22 protein-coding genes are annotated in these 23,695 nt (G+C 64.0%); 10 read left to right on the forward strand and 12 right to left on the reverse strand.

Features of this window, described 5'->3' with window-relative positions; all coding sequences use genetic code 11:
• Window positions 1–94 precede the first annotated feature (94 nt).
• A complete protein-coding gene (gene ahpC, locus ACREP4_RS04460; RefSeq protein WP_057633045.1) occupies window positions 95–658 on the reverse strand; it encodes an alkyl hydroperoxide reductase subunit C in 564 nt (187 codons plus the stop codon).
• Between the two features lie 309 nt (window positions 659–967).
• Between ahpC and prmC the strand changes: the two genes are divergently transcribed.
• The 3 genes from prmC (at window position 968) to pip (ending at window position 4,359) form a co-directional block, all read left to right on the forward strand.
• Window positions 968–1,801, forward strand: coding sequence for a peptide chain release factor N(5)-glutamine methyltransferase (gene prmC / locus ACREP4_RS04465; RefSeq protein ID WP_431595318.1), 834 nt, complete (start codon window positions 968–970; stop codon window positions 1,799–1,801).
• 203 nt (window positions 1,802–2,004) lie between these two features.
• Window positions 2,005–3,267, forward strand: a complete 1,263-nt coding sequence (locus tag ACREP4_RS04470) for an erythromycin esterase family protein (protein ID WP_431595000.1) — start codon at window positions 2,005–2,007, stop codon at window positions 3,265–3,267.
• A gap of 147 nt (window positions 3,268–3,414) precedes the next feature.
• Entirely contained in the window at window positions 3,415–4,359 is a 945-nt protein-coding gene (gene pip / locus ACREP4_RS04475; RefSeq protein WP_431595001.1) for a prolyl aminopeptidase, read from the forward strand.
• A 156-nt stretch (window positions 4,360–4,515) separates the two neighbouring features.
• On the opposite strand, the gene ACREP4_RS04480 is transcribed toward pip, so the two are convergent.
• Genes ACREP4_RS04480 through ACREP4_RS04495 form a run of 4 tightly spaced genes read right to left on the reverse strand, consistent with a single transcriptional unit; the run spans window position 4,516 to window position 7,361 of the window.
• Window positions 4,516–5,310, reverse strand: coding sequence for an N-formylglutamate amidohydrolase (locus tag ACREP4_RS04480; protein ID WP_431595002.1), 795 nt, complete (start codon window positions 5,308–5,310; stop codon window positions 4,516–4,518).
• Complete coding sequence (locus ACREP4_RS04485; protein ID WP_431595003.1) at window positions 5,303–5,854, reverse strand: NUDIX hydrolase; 552 nt, start codon at window positions 5,852–5,854, stop codon at window positions 5,303–5,305. Before ACREP4_RS04485 ends, ACREP4_RS04480 begins: the two co-directional genes overlap by 8 nt.
• On the reverse strand, window positions 5,851–6,798 hold the full coding sequence (locus ACREP4_RS04490) for a 5'-3' exonuclease (RefSeq protein WP_431595319.1): 948 nt from the start codon (window positions 6,796–6,798) through the stop codon (window positions 5,851–5,853). Before ACREP4_RS04490 ends, ACREP4_RS04485 begins: the two co-directional genes overlap by 4 nt.
• Window positions 6,786–7,361, reverse strand: coding sequence for a nitroreductase family protein (locus ACREP4_RS04495; RefSeq protein ID WP_431595004.1), 576 nt, complete (start codon window positions 7,359–7,361; stop codon window positions 6,786–6,788). Before ACREP4_RS04495 ends, ACREP4_RS04490 begins: the two co-directional genes overlap by 13 nt.
• A gap of 314 nt (window positions 7,362–7,675) precedes the next feature.
• Between ACREP4_RS04495 and ACREP4_RS04500 the strand changes: the two genes are divergently transcribed.
• Window positions 7,676–9,991 carry a DUF1631 domain-containing protein gene (locus ACREP4_RS04500; RefSeq protein WP_431595005.1) on the forward strand — a complete coding sequence of 772 codons (2,316 nt, stop codon included), beginning with the start codon at window positions 7,676–7,678 and terminating at the stop codon, window positions 9,989–9,991.
• Between the two features lie 82 nt (window positions 9,992–10,073).
• Window positions 10,074–11,177: an NAD(P) transhydrogenase subunit alpha gene (locus ACREP4_RS04505; RefSeq protein ID WP_431595006.1), complete on the forward strand. Its 1,104-nt coding sequence runs from the start codon at window positions 10,074–10,076 to the stop codon at window positions 11,175–11,177.
• A 619-nt stretch (window positions 11,178–11,796) separates the two neighbouring features.
• Here the strand turns inward: ACREP4_RS04505 and ACREP4_RS04510 are convergent.
• From ACREP4_RS04510 to ACREP4_RS04520, 3 genes are read right to left on the reverse strand one after another with little or no spacing between them, the layout of a single operon-like run.
• Complete coding sequence (locus tag ACREP4_RS04510; protein ID WP_431595007.1) at window positions 11,797–12,222, reverse strand: DUF3106 domain-containing protein; 426 nt, start codon at window positions 12,220–12,222, stop codon at window positions 11,797–11,799.
• Between the two features lie 5 nt (window positions 12,223–12,227).
• On the reverse strand, window positions 12,228–12,584 hold the full coding sequence (locus ACREP4_RS04515) for a hypothetical protein (protein WP_431595008.1): 357 nt from the start codon (window positions 12,582–12,584) through the stop codon (window positions 12,228–12,230).
• A 5-nt stretch (window positions 12,585–12,589) separates the two neighbouring features.
• On the reverse strand, window positions 12,590–13,114 hold the full coding sequence (locus ACREP4_RS04520) for an RNA polymerase sigma factor (protein WP_431595009.1): 525 nt from the start codon (window positions 13,112–13,114) through the stop codon (window positions 12,590–12,592).
• Between the two features lie 158 nt (window positions 13,115–13,272).
• Between ACREP4_RS04520 and ACREP4_RS04525 the strand changes: the two genes are divergently transcribed.
• The 3 genes from ACREP4_RS04525 to ACREP4_RS04535 are packed head-to-tail and all read left to right on the forward strand — an operon-like array spanning window position 13,273 to window position 15,502.
• Window positions 13,273–13,575, forward strand: coding sequence for an NAD(P) transhydrogenase subunit alpha (locus tag ACREP4_RS04525; protein ID WP_431595010.1), 303 nt, complete (start codon window positions 13,273–13,275; stop codon window positions 13,573–13,575).
• Entirely contained in the window at window positions 13,572–14,069 is a 498-nt protein-coding gene (locus tag ACREP4_RS04530) for a hypothetical protein (RefSeq protein ID WP_431595011.1), read from the forward strand. Before ACREP4_RS04525 ends, ACREP4_RS04530 begins: the two co-directional genes overlap by 4 nt.
• Window positions 14,066–15,502, forward strand: coding sequence for an NAD(P)(+) transhydrogenase (Re/Si-specific) subunit beta (locus tag ACREP4_RS04535; protein WP_431595012.1), 1,437 nt, complete (start codon window positions 14,066–14,068; stop codon window positions 15,500–15,502). The genes ACREP4_RS04530 and ACREP4_RS04535 overlap by 4 nt, the downstream gene beginning before the upstream one ends.
• Before the next feature lie 8 nt (window positions 15,503–15,510).
• Here the strand turns inward: ACREP4_RS04535 and ACREP4_RS04540 are convergent, their stop codons facing one another.
• Window positions 15,511–16,410, reverse strand: coding sequence for a helix-turn-helix transcriptional regulator (locus ACREP4_RS04540; protein WP_431595013.1), 900 nt, complete (start codon window positions 16,408–16,410; stop codon window positions 15,511–15,513).
• A gap of 381 nt (window positions 16,411–16,791) precedes the next feature.
• On the opposite strand from ACREP4_RS04540, the gene ACREP4_RS04545 reads away from it, so the two are divergent.
• Window positions 16,792–18,636 (forward strand): sulfotransferase, encoded by a 1,845-nt coding sequence (locus ACREP4_RS04545; protein WP_431595014.1) that lies wholly within the window; start codon window positions 16,792–16,794, stop codon window positions 18,634–18,636.
• On the opposite strand, the gene ACREP4_RS04550 is transcribed toward ACREP4_RS04545, so the two are convergent.
• The 3 genes from ACREP4_RS04550 to ACREP4_RS04560 form a co-directional block, all read right to left on the reverse strand.
• The gene (locus tag ACREP4_RS04550) at window positions 18,621–19,304 is read right to left on the reverse strand and encodes a 2OG-Fe(II) oxygenase (protein ID WP_431595015.1); all 684 of its coding nucleotides are present in this window, start codon (window positions 19,302–19,304) and stop codon (window positions 18,621–18,623) included. The two genes, ACREP4_RS04545 and ACREP4_RS04550, sit on opposite strands and share 16 nt — an antisense overlap.
• Window positions 19,258–22,212, reverse strand: a complete 2,955-nt coding sequence (locus ACREP4_RS04555) for a TonB-dependent receptor domain-containing protein (protein ID WP_431595016.1) — start codon at window positions 22,210–22,212, stop codon at window positions 19,258–19,260. The genes ACREP4_RS04550 and ACREP4_RS04555 overlap by 47 nt, the downstream gene beginning before the upstream one ends.
• A gap of 367 nt (window positions 22,213–22,579) precedes the next feature.
• On the reverse strand, window positions 22,580–23,002 hold the full coding sequence (locus tag ACREP4_RS04560) for a hypothetical protein (protein ID WP_431595017.1): 423 nt from the start codon (window positions 23,000–23,002) through the stop codon (window positions 22,580–22,582).
• Between the two features lie 108 nt (window positions 23,003–23,110).
• Here ACREP4_RS04560 and sufT point away from each other — a divergent pair, with 108 nt between their 5' ends.
• Window positions 23,111–23,662, forward strand: a complete 552-nt coding sequence (gene sufT / locus ACREP4_RS04565; RefSeq protein ID WP_269790228.1) for a putative Fe-S cluster assembly protein SufT — start codon at window positions 23,111–23,113, stop codon at window positions 23,660–23,662.
• The last annotated feature ends 33 nt before the right edge of the window (window positions 23,663–23,695 follow it).

A 23,695-nucleotide genomic window follows, 5' to 3' on the forward strand; every position in this document is an offset into this window, starting at 1 on the left:
GCTGCGTGGCGTGCGGGCGTGGTGCTGGCTGGCATCAACACGCTGCGGTTCACCCCCACGCCCGCCGCGAGGGCGGGGTGGGAGCGGGTACGACTTAGATCTTGCCGACCAGGTCCAGCGACGGGGTCAGGGTCTTTTCGCCTTCCTTCCACTTGGCCGGGCACACTTCGTTCGGGTGTGCGGCGGTGAACTGGGCAGCCTTCAGCTTGCGCAGGGTCTCGGACACGTCACGGGCGATCTCGTTGGAGTGGATCTCCGAGGTCTTGATCACGCCTTCCGGGTTGATCACGAAGGTGCCGCGCAGGGCCAGGCCTTCTTCGGCAATGTGCACGCCGAACGCGTTGGTCAGCTGATGGGTCGGGTCGCCGACCAGCGGGAACTTCGCCTTGCCAACGGCCGGCGAGGTTTCGTGCCACACCTTGTGCGAGAAGTGGGTATCGGTGGTCACGATGTAGACCTCGGCACCGGCCTTCTGGAACTCGGCATAGTTGTCCGCAGCGTCTTCAATCTCGGTCGGGCAGTTGAAGGTGAATGCGGCCGGCATGAAGATCAGCACGGACCACTTGCCCTTCAGCGAGGCGTCGGTGACTTCAATGAACTTGCCGTTGTGGAACGCGTTGACCTTGAACGGCTGAACCTGGGTGTTGATAAGGGACATGGTGCTTCCTCTTGGGTGAAGGGTCTGGGTGAATCGTTGGGGCAAGACTAATAGGCAAAAACTAATAAAACAAATGAATTGGATGCATCGTATCAATAGGTTTTAACTATCGCCGGGGTCCGCGAGATGGGCCCAGGCCTTGATATCGGGGGCTTTGGCGGGTTTCCAAGCACCGGTTTGGCCAAGCTGAACGCTTCGGCATAGGCGCGCTATATCCATGGCAAATGCATGAGCGGTAGGCAGCGCCGGGCGCGGTGACTATCCTCGCCGTCCGGAAACGTCCCGCGAAGAGGTAGAGAAGTGTCCACGGTGAAGGTTGCCGAACTGTTGCGTGATGCCGCCGCACGGCTGTCGGGCGAAGAGGCACGGCACGAGGCCGAGCAGTTGCTGATTCATGTGCTGGGCGTGGAACGCGCCTGGTTGTTTGCCCATGCCACCGATACGGTGGACGAGGCCGACCGGGAACGGTTCGAGCTGCTGCTGCAGCGCCGCGTGGAAGGTCATCCCTTGGCCTATCTGGTCGGCCGACGCGGTTTCTGGACGCTGGACCTCGAAGTCAACGTCGCCACCTTGATCCCGCGCCCGGAAACCGAGCTGCTGGTCGAACAGGCGCTGGCGCGGTTGCCGGCCGACGACATGGTGCGGGTGGCTGACCTGGGCACCGGCAGCGGCGCGGTCGCTTTGTCCATCGCCAGTGAGCGGCCCTTGGCGACGGTGATGGCGACCGACCTGCTCGGCCCCACGCTGGCCGTCGCGGTGAAGAACGCACAGGCGCACGGGCTGGAAAACGTCTGGTTCCGTCGCGGTCATTGGTACACCGCGCTGGGTGCGGACCGCTTCGACATGATCGTCAGCAACCCGCCGTACATCGCGGCGGGCGACCCGCATCTGCAGCAGGGCGACCTGCGTTTCGAGCCGCCGCCGGCATTGGCGTCCGGTGCGGATGGGTTGGATGCCATCCGCGAAATCATCGGCGGGGCACACGAACATCTGGTGCCCGGCGGCTGGCTGCTGCTGGAACACGGTTGGGACCAGGGCGAGGCGATCCGCGAATTGCTGGAACAGGCCGGTTTTGCCGAAGCGCAGACCGTGCAGGATATGGAACAGCGCGACCGGGTCACGTTGGGGCGACTGGCTGTCTGATCGTCCGTTGCAGAACGTCATGCAATGACGCGCCGTCGCAGTGGTGGCGCGTCTTTGATGCATGCAGGGACACAGGCGTCGCGCCGCAAGGCGTCAGTGCGCGGGACATTGCAGTTGTCGGTCAGCAAAACCCTGCTTTTGCCGTGACAACGGGCCAGGGGCGCACCTAGGATCGGGACGCCCTCAGCCACCGTGGACGCCTGATGAATCGATTGCCGAATGCCGGCTTCCTGCTGGCGCTGTTGCTGGTCTGCCTGTCGGTTGCGGCATGTGCCGCCGATGCACCGCTGCATCCGGTGCGTGCGGAAATTCCCGTGCAGGATGACTTCGCCGACCTGGCGCCACTGGGCGATGCCATCGGCGACAAACGCATCGTGATGCTCGACGAACTCACGCATGGCGAAGGCAATGTCTACGCCTACAAGGCCCGCGTAGTGCGCTACCTGCACGCGCGCAAGGGCTTTGATGTGCTGGTGCTGGAAAGCGGCTTCTTCGACGTGGCGCGCCTGTGGCAGCTGCGGCAACCGGTGCGCACGTTGGCACCGGGCAATATTTTCTACATGTATGCCAACAGCACCGAGGTGTGGCCGCTGTTCGATTATCTGGATGCACAACGCAGCAGCGCGCGGCCGCTGGAGTTGGCGGGTTTGGACGGGCGGCTGAGTGGCAGCCTGTCGAGGAAGGAATTGGTGCCGCAGCTGCGTGCGCATCTTTCGCGGCAACTGCTGGATGCGTCGCAGACGCTACGTCTGGAACGTCATCTGGATCAGACGCAGCGTCTACTCGATGGGCAACTGTTCAAGGCGGATGCAGCCGAGCAGACGCAGTTCCTGCAGGACGCACAATGGCTGGACACGTTGCTGTCGGCGCCGGCCAGCGCGCACGGTGAGGATGTGTTCAACAGCGATGGTTTCTGGCGGCGGGTCAACGCCAGCGTGCAGCGCATGGCCGAAGTGGTGTGGCAGCGGCGGCCCTTCGACGAACACGATCCGGTGATGGCCGGCAACCTGCAGTGGCTGATGGAGCAGGCCTATCCCGGCCGCAAAGTGGTGGTGTGGGGACACTTCGGGCATCTCAATCGGCTGGGCGGTTATCGCGACGGCCATGCCGGTGGCCTGCCGCCGGTGGACAACGTCACCCGTGCGCTGCCCGCGGCGTTGCAGGCGCATACCTATGTGCTGCATTTCGCCGGTGCACAGGGGCGCTACCTGGACTACGTCGATCAACACGTGATCGATGTGCAGGCCAAGCCGGATTTGCTGGAGCCCGCATTGACCGCCGCATCGCCGAGCGGGGCGGTGTTTATTGACCTGCATGCCGGTGCATTGCCGGGCGAGAACAACCCGGCGGCGCGGCTGTGGAGCATGGATTACCAGGAGACGTTGTCACTGCCCGAAGCACGGCAACGCTTCGATGGCCTGCTGTTGCTGGACCGCATCACACCGGCCACTTACCCGCCACGCTAGATCGCGCAATGAAAGCCCCTCTCCTGAGGGAGAGGGGTTGGGGCGAGGGCAAACCGCCAAGCGCTGCAAATCCCGCACAAACACTTCGCAGACATTGCGAAAACAGCCCTGCGCTAAACTAGCGAATCCGTTTCCCGCGAGGTTGCCATGCGCACGCTCTACCCCGAAATCACCCCTTACGACACCGGCACGCTGCAGGTCGATGATCGCCACACGCTGTATTTCGAGCAGTGCGGCAACCCGGACGGCAAGCCGGTGGTGATGCTGCACGGTGGCCCGGGCGGTGGGTGCTCGGACAACATGCGTCGTTTCCACGACCCGGCCAAGTACCGGATCATCCTGTTCGATCAGCGCGGCGCCGGCCGCTCCACGCCGCACGCCGATCTGGTGGACAACACCACCTGGGATCTGGTCGCCGATATCGAGAAGCTGCGTGAAAAGCTGGGCATTGCGCAGTGGCAGGTGTTTGGCGGCAGCTGGGGTTCGACGCTGGCGTTGGCCTATGCCGAAACCCATCCGCAGCGCGTCACCGAACTGGTGCTGCGCGGCATCTTCATGCTGCGCCGCTGGGAGCTGGAGTGGTTCTATCAGGAAGGCGCCAGCCGCCTGTTCCCGGATGCGTGGGACCACTACATCGCAGCGATTCCGCAGGTGGAGCGTCACGATCTGATTTCCGCCTTCCATCGCCGCCTGACCAGCGATGACGAAGCCACCCGTCTGGCCGCCGCCAAGGCGTGGAGCGTGTGGGAAGGCGCCACCAGCTTCCTGCACGTGGACGACGACTTCATCAACAGCCACGAAGACCCGCAGTTCGCCTTGGCATTCGCCCGCATCGAGAACCACTACTTCGTCAACGGTGGTTTCTTTGACGTGGAAGACCAGCTGCTGCGCGACGCGCACAAGATCGCGCATATCCCCGGCGTGATCGTGCACGGCCGCTACGACGTGGTGTGCCCGCTGGCCAATGCCTGGGAACTGCACAAGGCCTGGCCGAAGGCGCAACTGACGATTTCGCCGGCCTCGGGTCACTCCGCGTTTGAAGCCGAAAACGTGGATGCGCTGGTGCGCGCCACCGATTCCTTCGCCGCATAAAGCGGCAAAGCGGAACGGCGCGGTTGCTGTACTCCTCTCCCCCTGCGGGAGAGGATGCCGCAGGCAGGAGAGGGGCAGCGGCGCAGCCGCTTCTTGTAAACCCCGAATCCCAACTCCTGGGTTCCCTGCGAAATTCCCGCCGAGCGTGGCTCGGCACTACCGTTGCAGCAGCTCCGGCTGCAGGGCACGGAAGATGCGCTCCAGTCGTTCCGCCCATGCCTGTTGGCCGGCGGCATCGGCGATGAGGTCCTGGCGGATTTCCAGTTCCACATGCACCAGACCGCGCGCTTCGCCGTGCATCGGCACCGCGTAGTCGCTGTTGCTGTTGATCGAATACGGCTCGTTGTCGCCGACTACCAGATCGCCTTCGTCACGCAGTGCCTTCAACAACGCATGCGCAAAGCGCGTGTCCTGGTGATACAGCACGCCGGCCTGCCACGGACGCTGGAAGCCGTTCATCGCGGGAGTGAAGCTGTGCATCATCACCAACAGCGTGGGGACGCCCGCATCGCGGCGGCGATCCAGTTCGCTGTTGATATGCGCGTGGTACGGCGTGTGGATTGCCGCGATGCGTTGCTCGCGTTGCGCCTCGCTCAAACCGAGGTTGCCGGGAATGGCGGTGCCGTCGCTGATCTCAGGGATCAAGGTGGGCGAGGCCAGCGGCCGGTTGCAGTCGATCAACAAGCGCGAATAGGTTTGTTCGATGGCCCACGCATCCAGCCGTTTGGCCAACGCGCGGGTGGTGCCGGCAATGCCGATGTCCCAGCCGATGTGGCGGTCCAACTCGGCTTGCGGCAAACCGAGATCACTCAAAATCCTGGGCACTTGCTGGCCCGCGTGATCGGCCAACAACACGAACGGCGAGCTGCCGTGCGGGTTGTGCACGGTGAACAGTGGCGGGTCGTCGGCGCCGAGCAGGGCCGGCAACGATTGCAGGCCTGAATCAGCCACGCGGCCTCCCGTCGAGGTGGTGTTCGATCATCCACAGACCGGCCCAGAGTTTGGCGTCCAGCTCGTAGCCTTCGCCCATCTTTTCCACCAGCCACGCAGCGGCGCGGTTGCGCGGAATGCTGTGCACGGTGATGTCCTCGCTGGCATCGCCGCCGCCACTGCCGACCTTGCGCAGACCGGTGGCGCGCACGAAGGCGATCTTCTCGCTGCTGGCGCCGGATGATGTGGGGCCAATCATCAGCACCTCGGCGTGGTCGGCGGTCCAGCCGGTTTCTTCTTCCAACTCACGCACGGCCGAATCCTCGATGGATTCGCCGGCAGTGATGTCGCCGACCAAGCCGGCTGGCATTTCGATGGTGCGCGCCTGCAGTGGCACGCGGAACTGTTCGACGAACAGCACTTCATCATCCGGCGTGACTGCGATGATGATCGCAGCCAGGCCACCGGCGTGGGTGCGCTCGCTGTATTCCCAGGTGCCGCGCACGACCATGCGCTGGTATTTGCCTTCGTAGACGACGCGGGGCGCTGCAGTGTTCTGGCTCATGCGAACTCGTTGGCGGGAGAGGAAGGGGATGCAATGCCGGCTGCGGCCAGCAGGCGGCGCCGGGTCAGCGGGCCGAAGCGCAGCGCTTCGCACAGGCCGCTGAGCATGTCCGCATCGGCGGGGCTGCGCACGAAGGCAGGCTGCGCGTTGGTCAGCGGCGCATGGATCGCAACGGTGGTGAGCTGGCGGAACAACAACACCTGCTCGCGTTGTTCGCGCAGGCGCACCGCCATGGTGGCGGCGCCGCGCAGGCGCAGGAACGGCACTTCGTCGATGCGTTCCAGCAGCGTGTCCAGGCTGCCGAAATGGGCCAGCAGTACCGCGGCCGATTTGGCGCCAATGCCGGAAACGCCGGGAATGTTGTCCACCGCGTCGCCGCACAGCGCAAGGTAGTCGGCCATCTGGTGCGCATGCACGCCGTGGCGTGCCTTCACGCCGGCCGCGCCCCAGCGCTGGTTGCGCGCGTAATCCCACTGCTCGTCGTGTTCCAGCAGCAGCTGCGACAGATCCTTGTCGGCGGAGACGATCACCCCGCGCAGGCTGTGCTGATGGCCGGCCTGCAACGCGCTGCCGATCAGGTCATCGGCTTCGTATTCGCGGTCAGCCAATACATCCAGTCCCAGTGCTGCGCACAGCGCCTTGCAATGCGCGAACTGGCGGCGCAGTTCGTCTGGTGCCGGATCGCGGTTGGCCTTGTAGGCCGGGTACAGCGCGTGGCGGAAGCAGCTGTCCAGCGCTTCGTCGAAGGCCACTGCAATATGGCGCGGGCGCTCGCGTTCCAGCAGGTCCAGCAGGAAACGGGCAAAGCCATGCACGGCGTTGACCGGCCAACCCTGGTTGTCCTGGAACTCATTCGGCATCGAGTGCCAGGCGCGGAACACATACAGGCTGGCATCGATCAGATAGAGCGGTTGCCGCACCGGCGCTGCGCTCACGGCTGCCAGTCCTGCAGCAAGGTGGCCGGGTCCGGGCGGTCGCGGTCGGGCATCTGCAGCTTGGGCGTGCCGATGTGGATGAAGCCGACGATATGCTCGTTGTCGGTCAGCCCGAGATGGCGGGCGACCTCGGCGTCGTAGGCCATCCACGCGGTCAGCCACTGCGCACCGAAGCCGAAGCCCTGCGCGGCCTGCAGCAGCGCAAAGCACACGCTGCCGGCGGTCAGCAGTTGTTCCTGTGCGGGCACTTTGTGGTCCGGCTGCAGACGGGCGATGACGGTGACGATCAGCGGCGCGTGCGAGAACCGCAGGCGGTCCTTTTCGACCACGGCCTCGGCGGCCTGTGGGTCGCGCTGACGGCTGCGCTGGGCCAGGAATTCACCCAGCGCGTGACGCGCATCGCCGCGCAGTTGCAGGAAGCGGTACGGCACCAGCTTGCCGTGGTCGGGCACGCGGACGGCCGACTGCAGCATCCGCAGCAGGGTGGCGGTGTCCGGGGCGGGTTCACCCAGTTGCTTGGAGGGGACCGAAAGGCGCTGGTCCAGCGCCTGCAAGAAGCAGTTGTCGGGCATGACTCACCGGGGGCTAAACACGGTCATGGATTATAGACGTCGGGGCCAAGACGGCCCTGAAGGCGTCGCAGCCGGCAATTCTGTGCACTCCGTCAGCGGCCCTGAAAGCAGCAGGATTCGCCAATATCCCGCAGCACGCTTAGCATGTGGGCTTATACCGGCCTGCCGGTCATGAGGTACGAAGTGCGCACTGCATCACTGACCCTGTTCAGCTTATCCGCCTACCATGCGCTCGCGGGTTCAGGGGCCGCGTCTGCAATCAACCATCCGTTTTCCAGTAGTCCAGCGCCTTATCAGGTGCGGAGCCTTTGCGCATGATGTCCAATCCGCACCCGGCCGGTCAGCCCGGCCGTAATCCCACCTTGCTGGCGATGGCTCGCGAGGCCGCGTTGCCACTGCTGTCACAGGCGTTCAGCAAGGTGTTGGCTGGCTTTGACGACGTGTTGTTTGACCGTGCCGAAACCGCTGGCCCTTCGCAGCTGGCCTTTCTGGACGGCATGCGTGAGTTGCGCCGGCGCCGCGACGAAATTGCCCAGCGCTTCGGCAGCCACCTGCGGCAGGCCTGGTCAGCGCTGGAAGCCGGCACGCCGTTGTCGGCCGACAGCGTATTGGCCGGCCAGAGTGAAGGCGGCGGCCTGAGTCTGGTCCCCGAACACATTCTTGAATCGCGGCTGGCGGTGCGTAATTTCGCAACCGTGCTGCTGCGCGATTGGAAGCAGGTGCTGGCGCGGCTGGATCACCGCCTGGCCTGGATCGGCGGCGTACCCGCGCTGGACGCAGACACCAATCCCATCGGCCCCGAGCACATCGGCGTGGCCGTGCACGAAGCGTTCTATACCTGCGAGCTGGCCCCGGAAGTACGGCTGGTGCTGTTCAAGCTGTGCGAGCGCGAGTTCGCCGCCGGCATCGGCAAGTTGTACGAATCGGTGGACGAACGCCTGGCCCAGGCCGGCGCCGCGCCGGAAGTGCCGGCCCCGCGCCGTGCCGCACCGGTGCGCCCGAAGGCTGCAGAACAACAGGATGACGACGACAGCCAGGACGCCGGCCACGCCCCGATGTGGGCGCAGCGGTTCTCTGAACGCTGGAGCCAGCGCCGCAGCAGCATGTCCGGCGGTGCCGGCCATGACGCCGGTGGCGCATCGGCGGGCGGTGGTTTTGACGAAGACGGCGGCTTTGTCAATCACCAGAGTGTGGTGCTTGAAGCGCTGCACGAACTGCTGGCCCAGACCCGCCAGACCCGCGAAGGTGTGAGTGCCGCAGGCGCCGCGCTGAACAACGCCAACGCGCAGCAACGTTCGCTCAACCAGCGCGAAATGATGTCGGTGCTGTCGTTGCTGCAGGCCACGCCCAGCGCCACGCTGCGCGCCGCGGTCGGCGAAGACGGTGAATCGCTGGCGCAGCGGCTCAAGAGCGAAGTGCTGTCCGGCGCCACCCGCTTGGGCGTTGATCCGTCGCAGGCCAACCTGGACCCGCAGGACGAAGACGCCATCGATCTGGTCGGCATGCTGTTCGACGTGATGCTGGACGAGCGTGATCTGGAAGGCCGCTCGCGTGAGCTGATCGGCCGCTTGGTGGTGCCGTTCGTCAAAGTCGCCATGCTCGACCGGCGCATGTTCGTGCAGAAAACCCATCCCGCCCGCAAGCTGCTCAACTCGCTGGCCGAGGCCTGCGAAGGCAACGCTGGCGAAAGCCAGGCCGAGCGCGCGCTGATGGGCAAGGTCGAAGAGATCATTGAGCGGCTGACCGCCGAGTTCAACGAGAACCTGGCGATCTTCCTGACTCTGGAAGAAGAATTCCGCGAGTTCCTGGCGCAGCACCGCCGCCGCATCGAAATTGCCGAGCGCCGTGCCGCTGAAACCCAGCGCGGCCAGGAAAAACTGGAGATGGCGCGCACCCGCGCGATTGCCGAGTTGGACAAGCGTGTGGAAGGCGCCACGCTGCCGAAGGCGATCGACGATTTCCTGCGCCAGCCGTGGAGCCATCATCTGACGATGACGCTGCTGCGCGAAGGCGACGAAGGCGAGGGCATCAATGAAGCCTTGAAGCTGGCCGACGACATGCTTGAAGAAGTTGCCCAGGCGCGCCGGCACATTGTCGGCAAGCCGTGGCTGCAGGCCTGTCAGCCGGCGCTGCGCAAAGTGTTTTCCAGCGTGGGCCTGCACGGCGACGGCGGCAGCAGTGCCATCGACGCCCTGCACGACACGCTGCAGGCCATCGCCGAAGCCCGTCCCGAACTGGAACGCGCGCTGCCGGAATTACCGCAGGTGGTGTTGCCCAGCCCGCCGGCACAGGAAGCGCCTGCCATTGAGTTCGGCAACAGCGCCAAGGCCGAGGAATTCGATGATGCCGACGCCGAACGTTTCCGCCGCATGGAAATCGGCACCTGGCTGGACTTCATCGACAAGGACGGCAAGATGCAGGCCGGCAAGCTGTCCTGGGTGAGCCCGATCTCGTCGCGGCTGTTGTTCGTCAGCCGCCGCGGCATCCGCTTCTGCGTGGCCTCGCCCGAGGAACTGGCGGTGATGGTGCGGCTGGGCCGACTACGTCCGCATGTGGACGATGGCGCCTTCGACAGTGCCATGCAGGGCGTGATCGACCGCCTCGAACCGCAGGCCGCACAAGCCAACTGACCGTCGTGCGGCAGACAATCTGCCGCGCGGCTTCGGCTTTGCTACGATCCGGGCGTTGATCCACTGCGCATCGGGTACCGGAATGGCCGTTGATGTAAGGGTGTTGAAGGAAGCTGCAAGCGGTGAGCGGCGCGTTTCCGCCACCCCGGAAACAGTGAAGAAGTTGCTGGCCGCAGGCGCACGGGTGCATGTGCAGCCCGGCGCGGGCCAGTCTGCCGGTTTCACCGATCAGGCCTATCTGGATGTCGGCGCGCAGTTGGATGACGCGCTGGAACAGGGTGACTTGGTGCTGTGCGTACAGACGCCGCCAACGGATGTGATCGCACGCCTCAAACCCGGCGCCACGCTGGTCGGCATGTTGCATCCACAGGCCGACACCGAACGCAGCAGCGCGCTGCAATCGCGGCAGCTGCAGACCTTCCCATTGGAACGTTTGCCGCGCACCACGCGGGCGCAGGCGATGGACGTGCTCAGCTCACAGGCCGGCATGGCCGGCTATAAAGCAACCTTGATCGCGGCCCAGCTCGCGCCGCGCTTTTTCCCGATGCTGACGACGGCGGCCGGCACCATTCGTCCGTCCAAGGTGTTGATCGTCGGTGCCGGTGTCGCTGGTTTGCAGGCGGTAGCGACGGCCAAGCGGCTCGGCGCGCAGGTGGAAGGTTTCGACGTGCGCCCGGAAACCCGCGAGCAGATTGAATCGCTGGGTGGCAAGTTCCTTGATCTGGGCGTCAGCGCTGCAGGTGAAGGCGGCTACGCGCGGCAACTGACCGACGACGAGCGTGCCGAGCAGCAGCGCCGGCTGGCGGAGCATCTGAAAGGCGTGGATGTGGTGGTCTGCACCGCCGCCGTGCCGGGCAGGCCGGCACCGAAAATCATCACCGCCGCGATGGTGGACGGCATGCGCCCCGGCAGCGTGATCGTGGATCTGGCCGCGGAAACCGGCGGCAACTGCGAAGCCACGCGCCCGGGCGAAACCGTGGATGTCGGTGGCGTCACCGTCGCCGGCCCGCTGGATCTGGCCAGCATGGGCGCGGTGCACGCCAGCGAGATGTACGCACGCAACGTCTACAACTTCGTCGCGCTGTTCCTGAAGGACGGCGCGCTGCAGTTCGATTGGAACGATGAATTGTTGGCCAAGACGGTGTGGCCGGCACGGCCGGCGGGCGGGGAGATTCCGCCGGTTTGAGGTTTGGGGCGAAGGCGAAGCGCCACGCGTCAACGGCCAGGAGCGAAGAGCCAGAAGCCAGGAGCCAGAAGCCAGGAGCCAGAAGCCAGGAGCGCCCTCATCCGGTGCTTCGCACCACCTTCTCCCGCATGCGGGAGAAGGGATGGGTTCTGCTTGTGCTGAAACGTTCGCGGCGCGGAGCGACCTGTTCTGAAACGTTCGCGGTCCAGAGCGACTCACTGATACTGAGCGACACTGCAATCCCTTCTCCCGCATGCGGGAGAAGGTGCCCGAAGGGCGGATGAGGGGGCCTTTGACGTTTCGCTTGTTCTGAAACGTTCGTGGTGCAGAACGACTCATTGACACTGGGCGACATCGCAATCCCTTCTCCCGCGAGCGGGGTGAGGGCATGCGGCCTTACGAGCCACTGGCTCGTGCATGGCTGAACGCCACGCACGCTGTGCGTGGCCGGGGCGCGGAGCGAGGTGCCCCGCAGGGGCGGATGAGGGGAGCGTTTGACGTTCCGCTTTTGCTCCGCTTCCGTGCAAAAAGCCCAAGCGAAAAGCAGCAAGCCTGCTGGAATTTCATCCCAGCCTACGGGTTATGCGCCGCGCACTACGCGGTTAAAAACTGCCAACCCTCAACGCTGCGGCCGCGCCGGTGGCGGATTTGCTTCCACCCATTGCCGGCGCTGCTCCGGCGTCATCTTCTGCCATTGGTCGTGCAGCTGCTGGCGTTGCGCCTTGTCCATGCCGCGCATCTTGGCGAACAAGGCCTGCGCCTCGCGACGTTGTTGCGGTGCCATGTGCTCGAAGCGGTGCATGCCGCGCCGGGCTTGTTCGCGCTGCTCCGGCGTCATCTGCTGCCAGCTGCGGGCATGGTCGTATACGCGCTGCCGGCGTTCGGGCGAAGCGTTCCAGCGGTCGCGCATGGGCGCGATCAGAGTTTCGCGCTGGGCTGGGCTGAGTTGCTCCCATTCCGGCAGCGGTGGTTGCTGGGCAAATGCGGGCGCGCTGGCCAAGGCCAGCAGCAGCGGCAGGAGCAGGTGCGGTGTCAGGATCTTCATGGTGTTCATTCCATTGCCAAGGCGCCGTCCGAACCCAGCCACAGATATAGCTCCGGGCTTTCGTCGAACAGCAAGGTGTCATCGGCGGCATCGTCGCCGGAGATCGCAGCGGTGCTGGCCGGCAGGACCGGCGGTGCGGTGGTGTTGAAGCGCACCGCCACCGTCACTGCCAGCACGGCCGAGCAGGCCGTTGCCAGCCACCAGCCACGGCGCCGCCAGGGTGACCCCGCCGCGTGCGCTGCGCTGGCCTGCTGGCGTGCCTGCCGCAGCCGCGACAACGTGGCAGGCGAGAGTGCGCCTTCGGCCCGTTGCTGTAGCTGCCGCAGCGACTGGTCGAAATCTTCGTGCGGGGATGTGGGCATGCGATTCACCGCGTGGCCTCCAGTTGTTTCTGCAAAGCGTCGCGCGCACGCGACAGGTGGGTTTTGACCGAGCCTTCCGAACAGCCCATGGCCTTGGCCGTGGTCGCAACGTCCAGCTCCTGCAATACGCGCAGGCCGAACGCTTCGCGCTGGCGGGCCGGCAACTGCCGCAGTGCCTGTACCAGCCGCGCGTACTCCTGCTGCTGCTCGTGTTGCTGGGCCGGGCCGGCGGTTTCATCGGCCCAGTCGATGGTGCTGTCCTGGTCGTGTTCTTCCTGCGGCGCCCAGAATTTCAAACGGAAACCACGCCGGCGCTGCAGGTCGATGATGCGCCGGCGCAGGATGCTCCAGAACAGCGGTGTCCATTCCTCGGATGGCCGCTCGCGGTAGCCCAGCATGCGTTCCATCGCGTCCTGTACCGCGTCCAGCGCATCGTCGCGCTGGCGCAGGCCGGCCTCGGCGAAACGGAAGGCGCGCGGCCCGATGCCGGCCAGAAAGGCATCCAGCGAGGCGGGTGGGGCGATGGGCATCAGGGGTGGGCTGGTCACCAGCACAGGGTAGCGTTCCGGTCGGTACTGGGGGTGTTAACGCGCGAGGGCCGGATTGGTTGACACCGCAACGGTCGCATCGGCTTGACCGGCATGGTTATGATGCCGGGCAGGCCGTTCCAGCCTTGGAGAAAGCAGCAATGAGCGATGGGTTCGTGGCGTTGTATATCTTCATGCTGGCAGCCATTGCCGGCCATGTGATCATTTCGCGGGTGCCGGTGATCCTGCATACCCCGTTGATGTCCGGTTCCAACTTCATCCACGGCATCGTGCTGATTGGTGCAATGGTGGTGCTGGGACATGCCGACACCACGCTGGAGAAGGCCATCGGCTTCATCGCCGTGATGCTGGGCGCGGGCAATGCCGCCGGCGGCTATGTGGTCACCGAGCGCATGCTGGAGATGTTCAAGAGCTCCAAAAAGCCGGACGGGAAGGGGCAATGACGGCGACGACGTCCGCGGCCCCCGCGCGTCAGCTGGATGTGCGGCAGGTTTTTCAGTGGCTCAGTTATCTGCAATACCCCGCATTACTGGTGGGCTTGGCGTACGCGGCGCGGCCGCTCTTCAATGGAATGGAAGGCATGCTCGATGCCTACAACAGTGCCTTGCTGTATGCCGGTGTGGGCATTGGCATGGCGTCGCTGCAGGATCCCACCAAGACGCAGAACAAGGTCTCCCGCAAGGTATGGGAGGACCCGCGCAAGGGTCGCTTCATGCTCTGGCTGATCGCTCTGCAGACGCTGGTGCCGATCGTATTGGGCCTGCTGGGTGCGGCCCTGGCCGATTCCACGGCATTGAGCCAGCTTTCGTTGGGTCTGGTGGCGTTTGGGCTGGGCATGATCGGCCTGCTGAAAACAGCCATCGAAATGCGTGAGCACCATCGCCTGGACAAACAGGTTGGCAAACAAGAACACGGTGTTTCGGAGGCGGGTGCATGAGCATGCTGTTGCTGGTGAAAACGAGTTATCTGGTGGCCGCGACGTTGTTCCTGCTGGGCCTGCAGCGGATGGCGTCGCCCAAGACCGCGCGCAGCGGCATCCATTGGGCCGGGTTGGGCATGTTGATCGCCTCCGTTGCCACGTTCTTCCTGCCGGGTCTGCAGAACATCGCGCTGATCCTGGTGGCGCTGGTGCTGGGCACCGGCCTGGCATGGGTGTCGGCCAAGAAGGTGGCCATCACCGACATGCCGCAGATGGTGGCGTTGTACAACGGCATGGGCGGTGGTTCGGCGGCGGCGATTGGTGCGGTGGAACTGCTGCGCTTTTCGGATGTGGCCAGTCGCGACACCAGCCATTGGAGCGCGCAGGCCATTGCCGATCTGGCGGCGCGGCTGCCATCCAACACGGTGTTGGCCTTGGCGGTGATCGGCTCGGCGATTGGTGCGGTGTCGCTGTCCGGTTCGATCATTGCCTGGGCAAAGCTCGACGGTCGCCTCGACAAGCGGGTCACGTTCCCGGGACAGCAGGTGTTCAACCTGTTGGTCGCCGTGGCAATGGTGGTGCTGGGCGTGTGGGCGGCGGTAAGCCTGCAACCGGTGGCGATCATCAGCTTCTTCGTGGTGGCGCTGGCATTGGGCGTGTTGATGACGCTGCCCATCGGTGGCGCCGACATGCCGGTGGTCATTTCGCTGTACAACGCGTTCACCGGCCTGGCGGTGGCGTTTGAAGGCTATGTGCTCGGCAACGAGGCATTGATCATCGCCGGCATGATGGTCGGCGCGGCCGGCATCCTGCTCACCCGCTTGATGGCCAAGGCCATGAACCGACCGATCAGCGGCGTGCTGTTCTCCAACTTCGGTGGCGGTGGTCAGGGTGCGGAAATCAGCGGCAGCCAGAAGCCCATTGAAGCGGCCGATGTGGCCGCGATGATGGCCTTCGCCGAGCGCGTGGTGATCGTGCCCGGCTACGGCATGGCGGTGGCGCAGGCCCAGCACAAAATCTGGGAGTTGGCGCAGCGCTTGATCGAGCGCGGAGTGAAGGTGAAATTCGCCATCCACCCGGTGGCAGGGCGCATGCCCGGGCATATGAACGTGCTGCTGGCCGAGGCCGGCGTGCCGTATGACCTGATCGCCGACATGGACGACATCAATCCCGAATTTGCCGTCACCGACGTGTCGCTGGTGATCGGTGCCAATGACGTGGTCAACCCGGTCGCCAAGACCGATCCGACCAGCCCGATCTACGGCATGCCGATTCTGGACGTGGTCAATTCCCGGAACACCATTGTCATCAAGCGCGGCAAGGGCACCGGGTTTGCCGGCATCGAAAACGCGCTCTTTTACGCCGACAACACCCGCATGTTGTACGGCGACGGTGCCGAAGCGGCGAGCTCACTGGTCAGCGAGTTGAAGGCGCTGGACGGCGGGCACTGAGTCAGCGGTCAGAGCATCGGCACGGGTTCGCCCGTGCGGATGTGACGGGCGTCATCGCTGGTCAAACCGACATGACCATGCACGGCGATCATGGCGCGGGCACCACGCCGCGCTTCGCTGGTGGTGCAGCCGAATGCGTGCTTGAACGCACGACAGAACGCGCTCTCGCTTTCAAAGCCGAGTGCATCGGCAATCTCGCAGACAGACATCTCGGTGGAGCGCACCAGCTCCCACGCGCGCTGGTGACGCAGCCGCGTGGCGTATTCGCTGGGCGTCTCGCCGAAGACCTCGCGGTATACGCGGATCAGATGGGTGGGCGAATAGTTGGCGATGGCGGCCAGCCGGGTCAGGTCGATACGGTCATCGATATTGCAGCGGATCAGGTGCTGTACGCGGAGCAGGCGCAACAAGGTCTGATGCCGACGCAGCGCAGTGCGGCCGCTGCAGCGGTCCATCTGCTGATGCTGGGCGTCCTGATGCTCGACGATGGCATCGCGCAGCCAGACCATGTTGTCGATGATGGTTCCGGCATCACAGTTTTTGTCGAACCAGTGCGTGCGGCTGATATGCACCAAGGCGCGGGCCAACGGTGTTGGGCAACGGGTTTCCACCGGAATCAGGCTGGTGTCGCAAGGCGAACTGTGCGGAAGCTCACGCCACAACGGCGCCGGTGCGGCGACACACAGCCACCAACAGGGCGTGCGGCTGACAAGGCGCAGGCCACCATCCAGCCAGAGTTGTTGATGGTGCGAGATCAACTGCCAGGGGGAATCGCCGCTGGCCAGTTCCAGTACGCCACGTAGCACCAGCGTGATGCTGATCCATCCGGCCGGAATGGTCAGGCGTGAGCCGCGGCTGTTGCCGACAATGGCATGTACCTGCGGCAGCGGCTGCGTGTGCAGGTCCAATGACTGGGCACCATGAAGCGGATGATGCTGGATTCTCACTGTGGTTCCGTGGCTGGCATGAGGCCTGCGGTGCGATGAAATGGCGGGAGAACACATCAGCGGATTGCGCGTGCTTGCTGTCACCTGCGCACGCAAGGTGCAGCCGTGATCGCCGCGCTCATGTTCGCGGAAACGTGTGTGAAAAACTAATGAAAAAAAAGCCCGGGCAAGCCGGGCAGATCTGGAAGGTCCTTGCTTGTCCCGCTGCATCGCGGGGCTGAGGAAGGCTACGCCTGTGAGAGAGTTGCCAGGCTTCCAGACAACTCTATGCTGCGCACAGACGAGAGTGGCCGACGTACCTGAATTTGCATTCGGATAGCCCGTTGTTGTGAATTCGCAGAGATGATTTCTTCCGTAACTGAAGAGGGCGTTGCAGTGACCAAGATTCAACTCGATCAGGCGCTTGAACGATTGCAATGCGGGCGCGCCGATGAAGCCGAGGCGCTGCTGAAACATGTAATGCAAGTTACGCCTGATGCGATGGACGCACTGCAATTGTTGGCGTTGGCGGTGGCGCAACAAGGCAGGGCAGAAGAAGCACGCGCCTTGTTCAGTGAGGCGACACAGCGGCAGCCGAAAGCGCCGGATGCGTGGATCAATCTTGGCAACGCCTGTCTGGAATGTGGCGATCACGCGGCTGCCGATAGCGCCTTCCAGCATGCGCGTGAATTGGCAGGTGACGACGTCGCGGTACTGCTGGGGCAGGGGCTGGCGTGGCTGGGTCTGCAGCGTTTTGTGGATGCGCATGAGGTGCTGAAGAAGGCATTCGCGGTTGAGCCGGATGCAGCCGATGTGCGTCTGGCGTACGCGCAATCGTTGTCCGAGTTGGAGCGGTTTGATGAATTGGCGGCGTGTCTTGTCGGTATCCGTGCGGCTGATCTGAATGTTGTTCAACAAGGCGCGTTGGCCTGGTTGTGGGCGCAGGCCGGCAACGACGAACAGGCGCTCGCGCTTTATCAGCAGCGATTGGCGGCGATGCCTGCAGATCACGAATCGCGCATCCGCTTGGCGCTGCTGCTTGAGCGGCTCAATCGCGTTGATGACGCCGCCGATGCGCTGAAGCTGGCGGCAGCGGATACCAGCGGCATGTGGGCGCTGGCGTCGGCCCGGGTGTTGCGTCGGCAAGGACGCGCGCTTGAAGCCATCGAATGCCTGCGTGCTGCCTTGCCACAGCCCGTTCCGCTGACGATGCAGGCGCAGCTGCAGTTCGAGCAGGCAAAGTGCCATGACGCAGGCGGCGCGGTTGATGAGGTGATGAAAGCGCTGGCGCGCGCGCACGATGCTGCAGGCCGCGCATTCCAGCAGCGCATGCCGAATGCCACCGCGCCGGCCGTGCTCGGTTGGCTGCAGCAAAGCATGCGGCAGCACGCGCCGGAGGCATGGAATGCAATGGTGGATGATGCGCAGCCGGCCGATCCGATCTTCCTGGTTGGTTTTCCGCGCTCCGGTACAACGCTGCTGGAACGCATGCTCGACGGTCATCGGCAGTTGGATGTACTGGATGAGCGGCCCGCGCTGGAGGTTGCGATTGAATACCTGCGCGCGCAGTCCGGTTGGAACGATGACGACCTGGATGCGTCGTTGAATCGGCTGACGTCCGAACAACTCAAGCAGGCGCGTGAAATCTATTGGCAGCAAGTGCATCGCCATCTGCAGCCAAGCGGCCGTCTGGTGGATAAATATCCGCTGACCATGACCCGATTGCCGTACGTGGCGCGGTTGTTTCCGCAGGCGCAATGGCTGCTGTTGCTGCGACATCCCTGCGACTGCGTGTTGAGTTGCCATATGCAGGCGTTCGGCATCAATGGCGGTGCGCTGGCGTTTGCCTCCTTGGAATCCACCGCCAACACCTATGCGACGGTGATGGCGTGGTGGGAGGCGCAGCGGCAGCTCGTTCCTGCACAGGTGCATGTGCTGCGTTACGAAGATCTGGTGCAGGCACCGGCAGCGGAACTGGACGCGGTGATGGCGTTCCTGTCGCTGCAGCTGGAGCCGGCGCAATTGGCCTCGCACCAAGCATCAGCGGCACGCACGCGGCGTATCAATACGCCCAGCTACGCGCAGGTGATTCAGCCGATCAACGCCAATGCGGTCGGTCGCTGGTTGCGCTATCGCGAGCACTTCAGTGAAGCCATCTTGGCCACACTTGCGCCGTGGCTGCAGCGCTACGGTTACGGGCTGGACTGACGCTGCGGAAAGCGCAGGTAAGTGGACAGAATGTACTTGTCCTGATGCGGCGAGGATTGCCCTTGATGCGCGTACATCCAGTACGGCGGGAACATCAGCAGCCGCCCCGCGCGCGGTGCAACGCCAGTCTGCAATCCCGGGAACCAGGTCTGGCCGCCGTCGTCCACATCGTTCAAATACCAGAGGAACACCAGGTAGCGATCGCAGACCTCGTTGATCGAATCAAAGTGCGTCTGGAATTTTTCTTCATCGCCCGCGCGGTAGCGTTTGAGGATCAAGGGGCTCAGCAATGGACTGTCCGGCACCGCGATGGGCAGGCCGACATCGGCGTTGTAGCGCTGCAATGACTGGCTGACAAGTTGGCGGAAAAAAGCCAGAAATCCGGCATCCGAGAGCTTGCTGACATCCAGTTCGGTCCAGGCGCTTTCTTCCAGGCCAGCGCGCACGCCTCGTCCATTGCGCTGCTGGAAGCGTGCGAGTGTATTGAACGAGTCGATCAGCTTGCCGCACAGCTCCGGCGCCAGGCTGTTGTCGTAGGTGCGGATGTAGTGGCGCAGGTCGCTGCCATGAACATCCGCCGCGGCAGGTGCCGCGGCGGATGCAGGTGTTGCTGACGCAAGGTCAGAAGCGGGCAGTCCAGCGCATCCAGTAGTAACGGCCGATTGCATCGTAGGTCCGCATGTCCGTCGAGGCGTTGAAGCCAGAATAGATCAACGGCGGCTGGCGGTCAGTAAGGTTGCGCACGCCGATCTGGATGGAGCTGTTGTTCAGACCCTCGAGGCGGTAGCCGATCTGGAAATCGGTCTGGGTGAAGGATGGCACCCGGCGCCGGGCGACATAGCCGGGGTCTTTTACGTCAGCCACATCGGGCGCCTCATACACATGGTGCACATAGCGTGTGGTGAGGCTGGCGCTGAGGTTGCCGCGTGTCCAGCTGAGGTCGTTGAGCGCGCGCCAGCGGGCCATGTTGCCGAAGCCCGACGACGCGTTGTCAACGAACGTGCCGGCCAGTCCGGTGCTGCCGGGAATACCCGGGAACGCGCCGACATTGCTGCTTGGGTCGCCGGACAGCAGCTGCACCTCGTACTCGGCCAGATAGGTCGTATCTAGGTTCCAGCTGAACTTGCCCCAGCCGTTTTCCGGGAACAGATAACGGAAGCCAAGATCCATGCCGGAGGTCTTCAGCGAGCCGAAGTTGCCGGTGACGTTGGTCATCTGTGCGACATCACCCGCGCTGTCGCGAACGAAGGTGTCGCAGAAGCGGCCAAAGTTGAAGCACTGGTTGAGCAGCACGTTCTCCGGCAGGTTGGTGATGAACTGGTCCAGCTTCACGCGCCAGTAGTCGGCGGTGACGCTGAAGCCTTCCAGCCAGCTCGGGCTGTAGACGAAGCCGTAGGTCAGCACATCGCCTTCTTCCGGCAACAGGTTGGGATTGGACACCTGGAACGAGGTGACCTGGTTGTTGCTCTGGCGGAACGAGCCGTTCGTCGGCACGCCAGCGCAGGCCGTTGGGTTGCCACCGGTATAGCCATTGCAGGGATCGGTGTAGGTGCTGGCGCTGGGCACGGTGGGCGAGTACAGATCGCCGATGGTGGGGGCGCGGAATACATCGGCATAGGTGGCGCGGACCAACAGGTCGGAGAACGGCTTCCATTCCACGCCGATCTTGGAGTTGGTGGTGCCGCCGAAGTTGGAGTAGTCCGAATACCGCGTGCCGAGCGAAACGTTGAGCTTCTCGGCGAACGGAACATCCGCAAGCAGCGGAATCAAGGCCTCGGCGTAGATTTCGTTGACGTCGAACTCGCCGTTGATGTCGCCGAAGGTACAGGCTTCCTGGGTGATCAGGCAGACGGTTTCGCCCGGCGGGATGATGGTCAGGAAGTCGCTGCTGGAACTGGCCGATTCGATACGACGTTCCACACCGACGGCCAGTGATACCGCACCGGCGGGCATGCTGAAGAGGTCGCCGGTGACGTTGGCGTTGAAGACCTTCAGGTCGTTCTCGTTGGTGCTGTGGATGGTCGGGTTGATCAGTTCCAACGCGGCCAGCTGCGCCTGTCCGGCCGGGGTGCTTGCATCCGGTGCAGGGCCAAGGAAGTTGACTGGCAGGCAGCCGGCAATTGCGGTGGCCGGATCGCCGGGCGTGCGGACGCAGATCGGATTGCCGGTGGCGGGGTCGATCATCGACGGCCCCAACGCATCGGTCAGGCCCGGGCTGTATAGATAACCGCGCACGGCTGAGGACTGCGGTGTACGGCCATAGCCATAGGACGCATCCCAACTCCAAGTGCTGTCACCAAACACACCGCGCAGGCCGCCGGTGATCTGGTAGGTCTCGGTCTCGAAACGGGTGGTGCGGGTAGGGATGAAATCACGCAGACGCAGGCGTGCATCGGTGATGTCCACGCCGAACGGGTTGTAGAGGCTGTCCGCGCTGATCGGCACGTTGTCCACGGCAGCGCGACCATCGAATGGCAGCGGCGCGATGAAGAACGAGGATTCCGTACGCAACCACGAACCGAGCATGAAGGCTTCGATGTTGTCGGTGAGCTGGTAACTGCCGCTCATGAACAACGCGGTGCGTTCCTGCGGTGTGAGGTTGAGGTTGCCGTCTGCCTGGAAGTTGTAGACGTCGGTGGCGGGATTGAAGCAGCGGAAATCGGATTGCGAGCTGCCCGAACGGCCTTCGATGCGGGTCAACGTCACGTTGTCGGGATCACCCGGATCAGTCGGCGGGGCCGGGCAGGCGGGATCAGTCAGGTCCACACCGGTGGCCGACGCCCGCGGTACGACATAACGACCGGTCAGGATGCGGCTGGTGCCGCCGATGCCTTTTTCACCGGCATACAACTGATAAGGCTGACTGGAATAGCTGCGGTCGGCGGCGCTGACCGAATCTTCCTTGTCGTAGCTGGCGCCGAGCATCATCCGGCCCTTGTCGCCGACCATGCCGAAGGTGGCATCGAAACGCTGTGTAGAGGCATCGCCGCGTGAGGACGTGCCGTAGAAGGCGCTGGCTTCCAGACCCTGGAAATCCTTGCGCAGGATGAAGTTGACCACGCCGCCGATGGCGTCGGAACCGTAGATGGCCGATGCGCCGTCCTTCAGCACCTCCACGCGTTCAATCAGCGCCATCGGGATGGAGTTCACGTCCACCGCGCCGTTGGCATTGGAGATGGTGCCGATCCAGCGCTTGCCATCCACCAGCACCAGCGAGCGGTTCACACCCAGGCCGCGCAGATCGACCGTGGCCGCGCCTGCGCCGCCGCCGTTGTTGACCTGGGGATTGGTGGCTGCACCGGCAATGGCCGGCGTGCGTTGCAGGAATTCGCCGACCGTGGCGGCACCAGAGCTTTCAATGTTTTGACGGTCGATGGTGAAAACGGGGCTGGAGGTTTCCAGATCGGCGCGCTTGATGCGCGAGCCGGTGACCTGAATGCGGTCCAGATTGGTGGCCTCTTCCTTGGGCGGGGTGTCCTGGGCAAGGACGCTGCCAGCCGCTCCCAGCGCCAGTGCGGCGGTGGACACGGGCAACAGGGCACAACGAATTGCGTGACTCAGAGGCTGGATACTCACATTTGACTCCGCTGTGTTGGTGCAGGGGAGTCACGAAATTACGAATATTTAACGCCTTTGGATGTGCCGTTCCGGCACAGAAAAATGTGCCGAAACTGACATTTGGTTTCACATGGGTGAAATTTTGTGTAACCGAAATTACTAGGAGTGATTGGTGGGGAAATGAACAGCGGCACCCAACCAGGGTCGTAGGCTGGGATGGCGTCCCGGCACAGACGATGCAATCGCCCGTCATCGCTGGGATTGCGCGTTGTTTCATCCCAACCTACGGACAACGCCTCCACGGGCCGCCGATATCCGTAGCCAGGAATGCGATCAGGATTCAACTCGTGGGCTGGGATGAAATCCCAGCAAGATCAGGGCGTGCTCAGCGCGCGACGCGCCAGGCCACCAGCGCGGCGATCACCAGCCAGATGCCCTCTGCCAGGCCGTTGGCCAGCGACAGCAGCGTCCAGGCCAGATGTGGCCCCATACGAAACGCTGATTCCCACGGAGTGAGCCCCATCGGCCCGCCGATGTACGCAGCAGCAATTGCCCAGTTGGCGGCCAATGCGATCAACAGCGTCGCGGCGATGGCGACGGCCACTCGGGCCGGGCCGGCACGGAATGTGCCAAGACGCAGCATCCATGCGGCTTCCAGCGCAGCCACGACCGCCATCCAGCCGGCTTGGGTGCCGGTGGCCAGCGCGGCCAGCAGCCACGCGACGGTGATGGTGATACTTCCCAGCAGCAACAGCAGTGGCCAAAGCCAGTGGTGGGTGGAGCGCGCCGACGAGGAAACAGAGGACATGGGTATTCCCAAACAGGTCACGCAGCATAGCCGGTCAGCGGGGGAGGCGCTCAGTCGGATAAAATGTCGCACCTTGCGGGCAGCCCCCGCGTCCCCATATCGATCCACATGTATTCGCGTAGCAGTGAACCCGTCCATTTCGAACGTGATTGCCCGGCCGTCATGGTGCCGCAGGGCGATAGCGTGACCCTGCCCGCTGGCAGTTACGGTTACATCACCCAGGCACTGGGTGGCAGCTATACCGTGTTCGTCGAAGGCAACTTGTTCCGCATCGCCGGCAAGGATGGCGACGCCATCGGCAAGGAACCGCCGCCGGGGCTGGAACTGCCCGAAGGCGCCGCCGACGAAGACGTCGAGAAACTGGTCTGGCAGCAGCTGCGGACCTGTTTCGACCCGGAAATCCCGTTCAACATCGTTGACCTGGGGCTGATCTACGAAGTGGACATCAAGCACCTGGACGATGGCCAGCGCGAGGTCGACGTCAAGATGACCCTGACCGCGCCCGGTTGCGGCATGGGTGAGATTCTGGTCGACGACGTGCGCAGCAAACTGGAAATGATTCCGACGGTGGCGCAGGCCGACGTCGATCTGGTGTTCGACCCACCGTGGGGGCGTCACATGATGTCTGAGGCGGCGCGTCTGGAAACTGGCATGCTGTAACGGTTGGCTCGCTCCTGCAGCACCGGTGTTGAC

It is taken from the genome of Stenotrophomonas sp., from assembly GCF_050737575.1.
In the GTDB taxonomy this organism is placed as follows: Bacteria; Pseudomonadota; Gammaproteobacteria; order Xanthomonadales; family Xanthomonadaceae; genus Stenotrophomonas.

What these genes read in the sequence shown, in the direction of transcription:
- sufT (WP_269790228.1), top strand. Translation starts at nt 23,111, where the DNA reads ATGTATTCGCGTAGCAGTGAACCCGTCCATTTCGAACGTGATTGCCCG.
- ACREP4_RS04515 (WP_431595008.1), bottom strand. Translation starts at nt 12,584, where the DNA reads ATGCCCACATCCCCGCACGAAGATTTCGACCAGTCGCTGCGGCAGCTA.
- ACREP4_RS04520 (WP_431595009.1), bottom strand. Translation starts at nt 13,114, where the DNA reads ATGCCCATCGCCCCACCCGCCTCGCTGGATGCCTTTCTGGCCGGCATC.
- ACREP4_RS04535 (WP_431595012.1), top strand. Translation starts at nt 14,066, where the DNA reads ATGAGCATGCTGTTGCTGGTGAAAACGAGTTATCTGGTGGCCGCGACG.
- ACREP4_RS04500 (WP_431595005.1), top strand. Translation starts at nt 7,676, where the DNA reads ATGATGTCCAATCCGCACCCGGCCGGTCAGCCCGGCCGTAATCCCACC.
- ahpC (WP_057633045.1), bottom strand. Translation starts at nt 658, where the DNA reads ATGTCCCTTATCAACACCCAGGTTCAGCCGTTCAAGGTCAACGCGTTC.
- ACREP4_RS04470 (WP_431595000.1), top strand. Translation starts at nt 2,005, where the DNA reads ATGAATCGATTGCCGAATGCCGGCTTCCTGCTGGCGCTGTTGCTGGTC.
- ACREP4_RS04495 (WP_431595004.1), bottom strand. Translation starts at nt 7,361, where the DNA reads ATGCCCGACAACTGCTTCTTGCAGGCGCTGGACCAGCGCCTTTCGGTC.
- ACREP4_RS04485 (WP_431595003.1), bottom strand. Translation starts at nt 5,854, where the DNA reads ATGAGCCAGAACACTGCAGCGCCCCGCGTCGTCTACGAAGGCAAATAC.
- ACREP4_RS04530 (WP_431595011.1), top strand. Translation starts at nt 13,572, where the DNA reads ATGACGGCGACGACGTCCGCGGCCCCCGCGCGTCAGCTGGATGTGCGG.
- ACREP4_RS04510 (WP_431595007.1), bottom strand. Translation starts at nt 12,222, where the DNA reads ATGAAGATCCTGACACCGCACCTGCTCCTGCCGCTGCTGCTGGCCTTG.
- pip (WP_431595001.1), top strand. Translation starts at nt 3,415, where the DNA reads ATGCGCACGCTCTACCCCGAAATCACCCCTTACGACACCGGCACGCTG.
- ACREP4_RS04560 (WP_431595017.1), bottom strand. Translation starts at nt 23,002, where the DNA reads ATGTCCTCTGTTTCCTCGTCGGCGCGCTCCACCCACCACTGGCTTTGG.
- ACREP4_RS04525 (WP_431595010.1), top strand. Translation starts at nt 13,273, where the DNA reads ATGAGCGATGGGTTCGTGGCGTTGTATATCTTCATGCTGGCAGCCATT.
- ACREP4_RS04545 (WP_431595014.1), top strand. Translation starts at nt 16,792, where the DNA reads ATGATTTCTTCCGTAACTGAAGAGGGCGTTGCAGTGACCAAGATTCAA.
- ACREP4_RS04550 (WP_431595015.1), bottom strand. Translation starts at nt 19,304, where the DNA reads ATGCAATCGGCCGTTACTACTGGATGCGCTGGACTGCCCGCTTCTGAC.
- ACREP4_RS04505 (WP_431595006.1), top strand. Translation starts at nt 10,074, where the DNA reads ATGGCCGTTGATGTAAGGGTGTTGAAGGAAGCTGCAAGCGGTGAGCGG.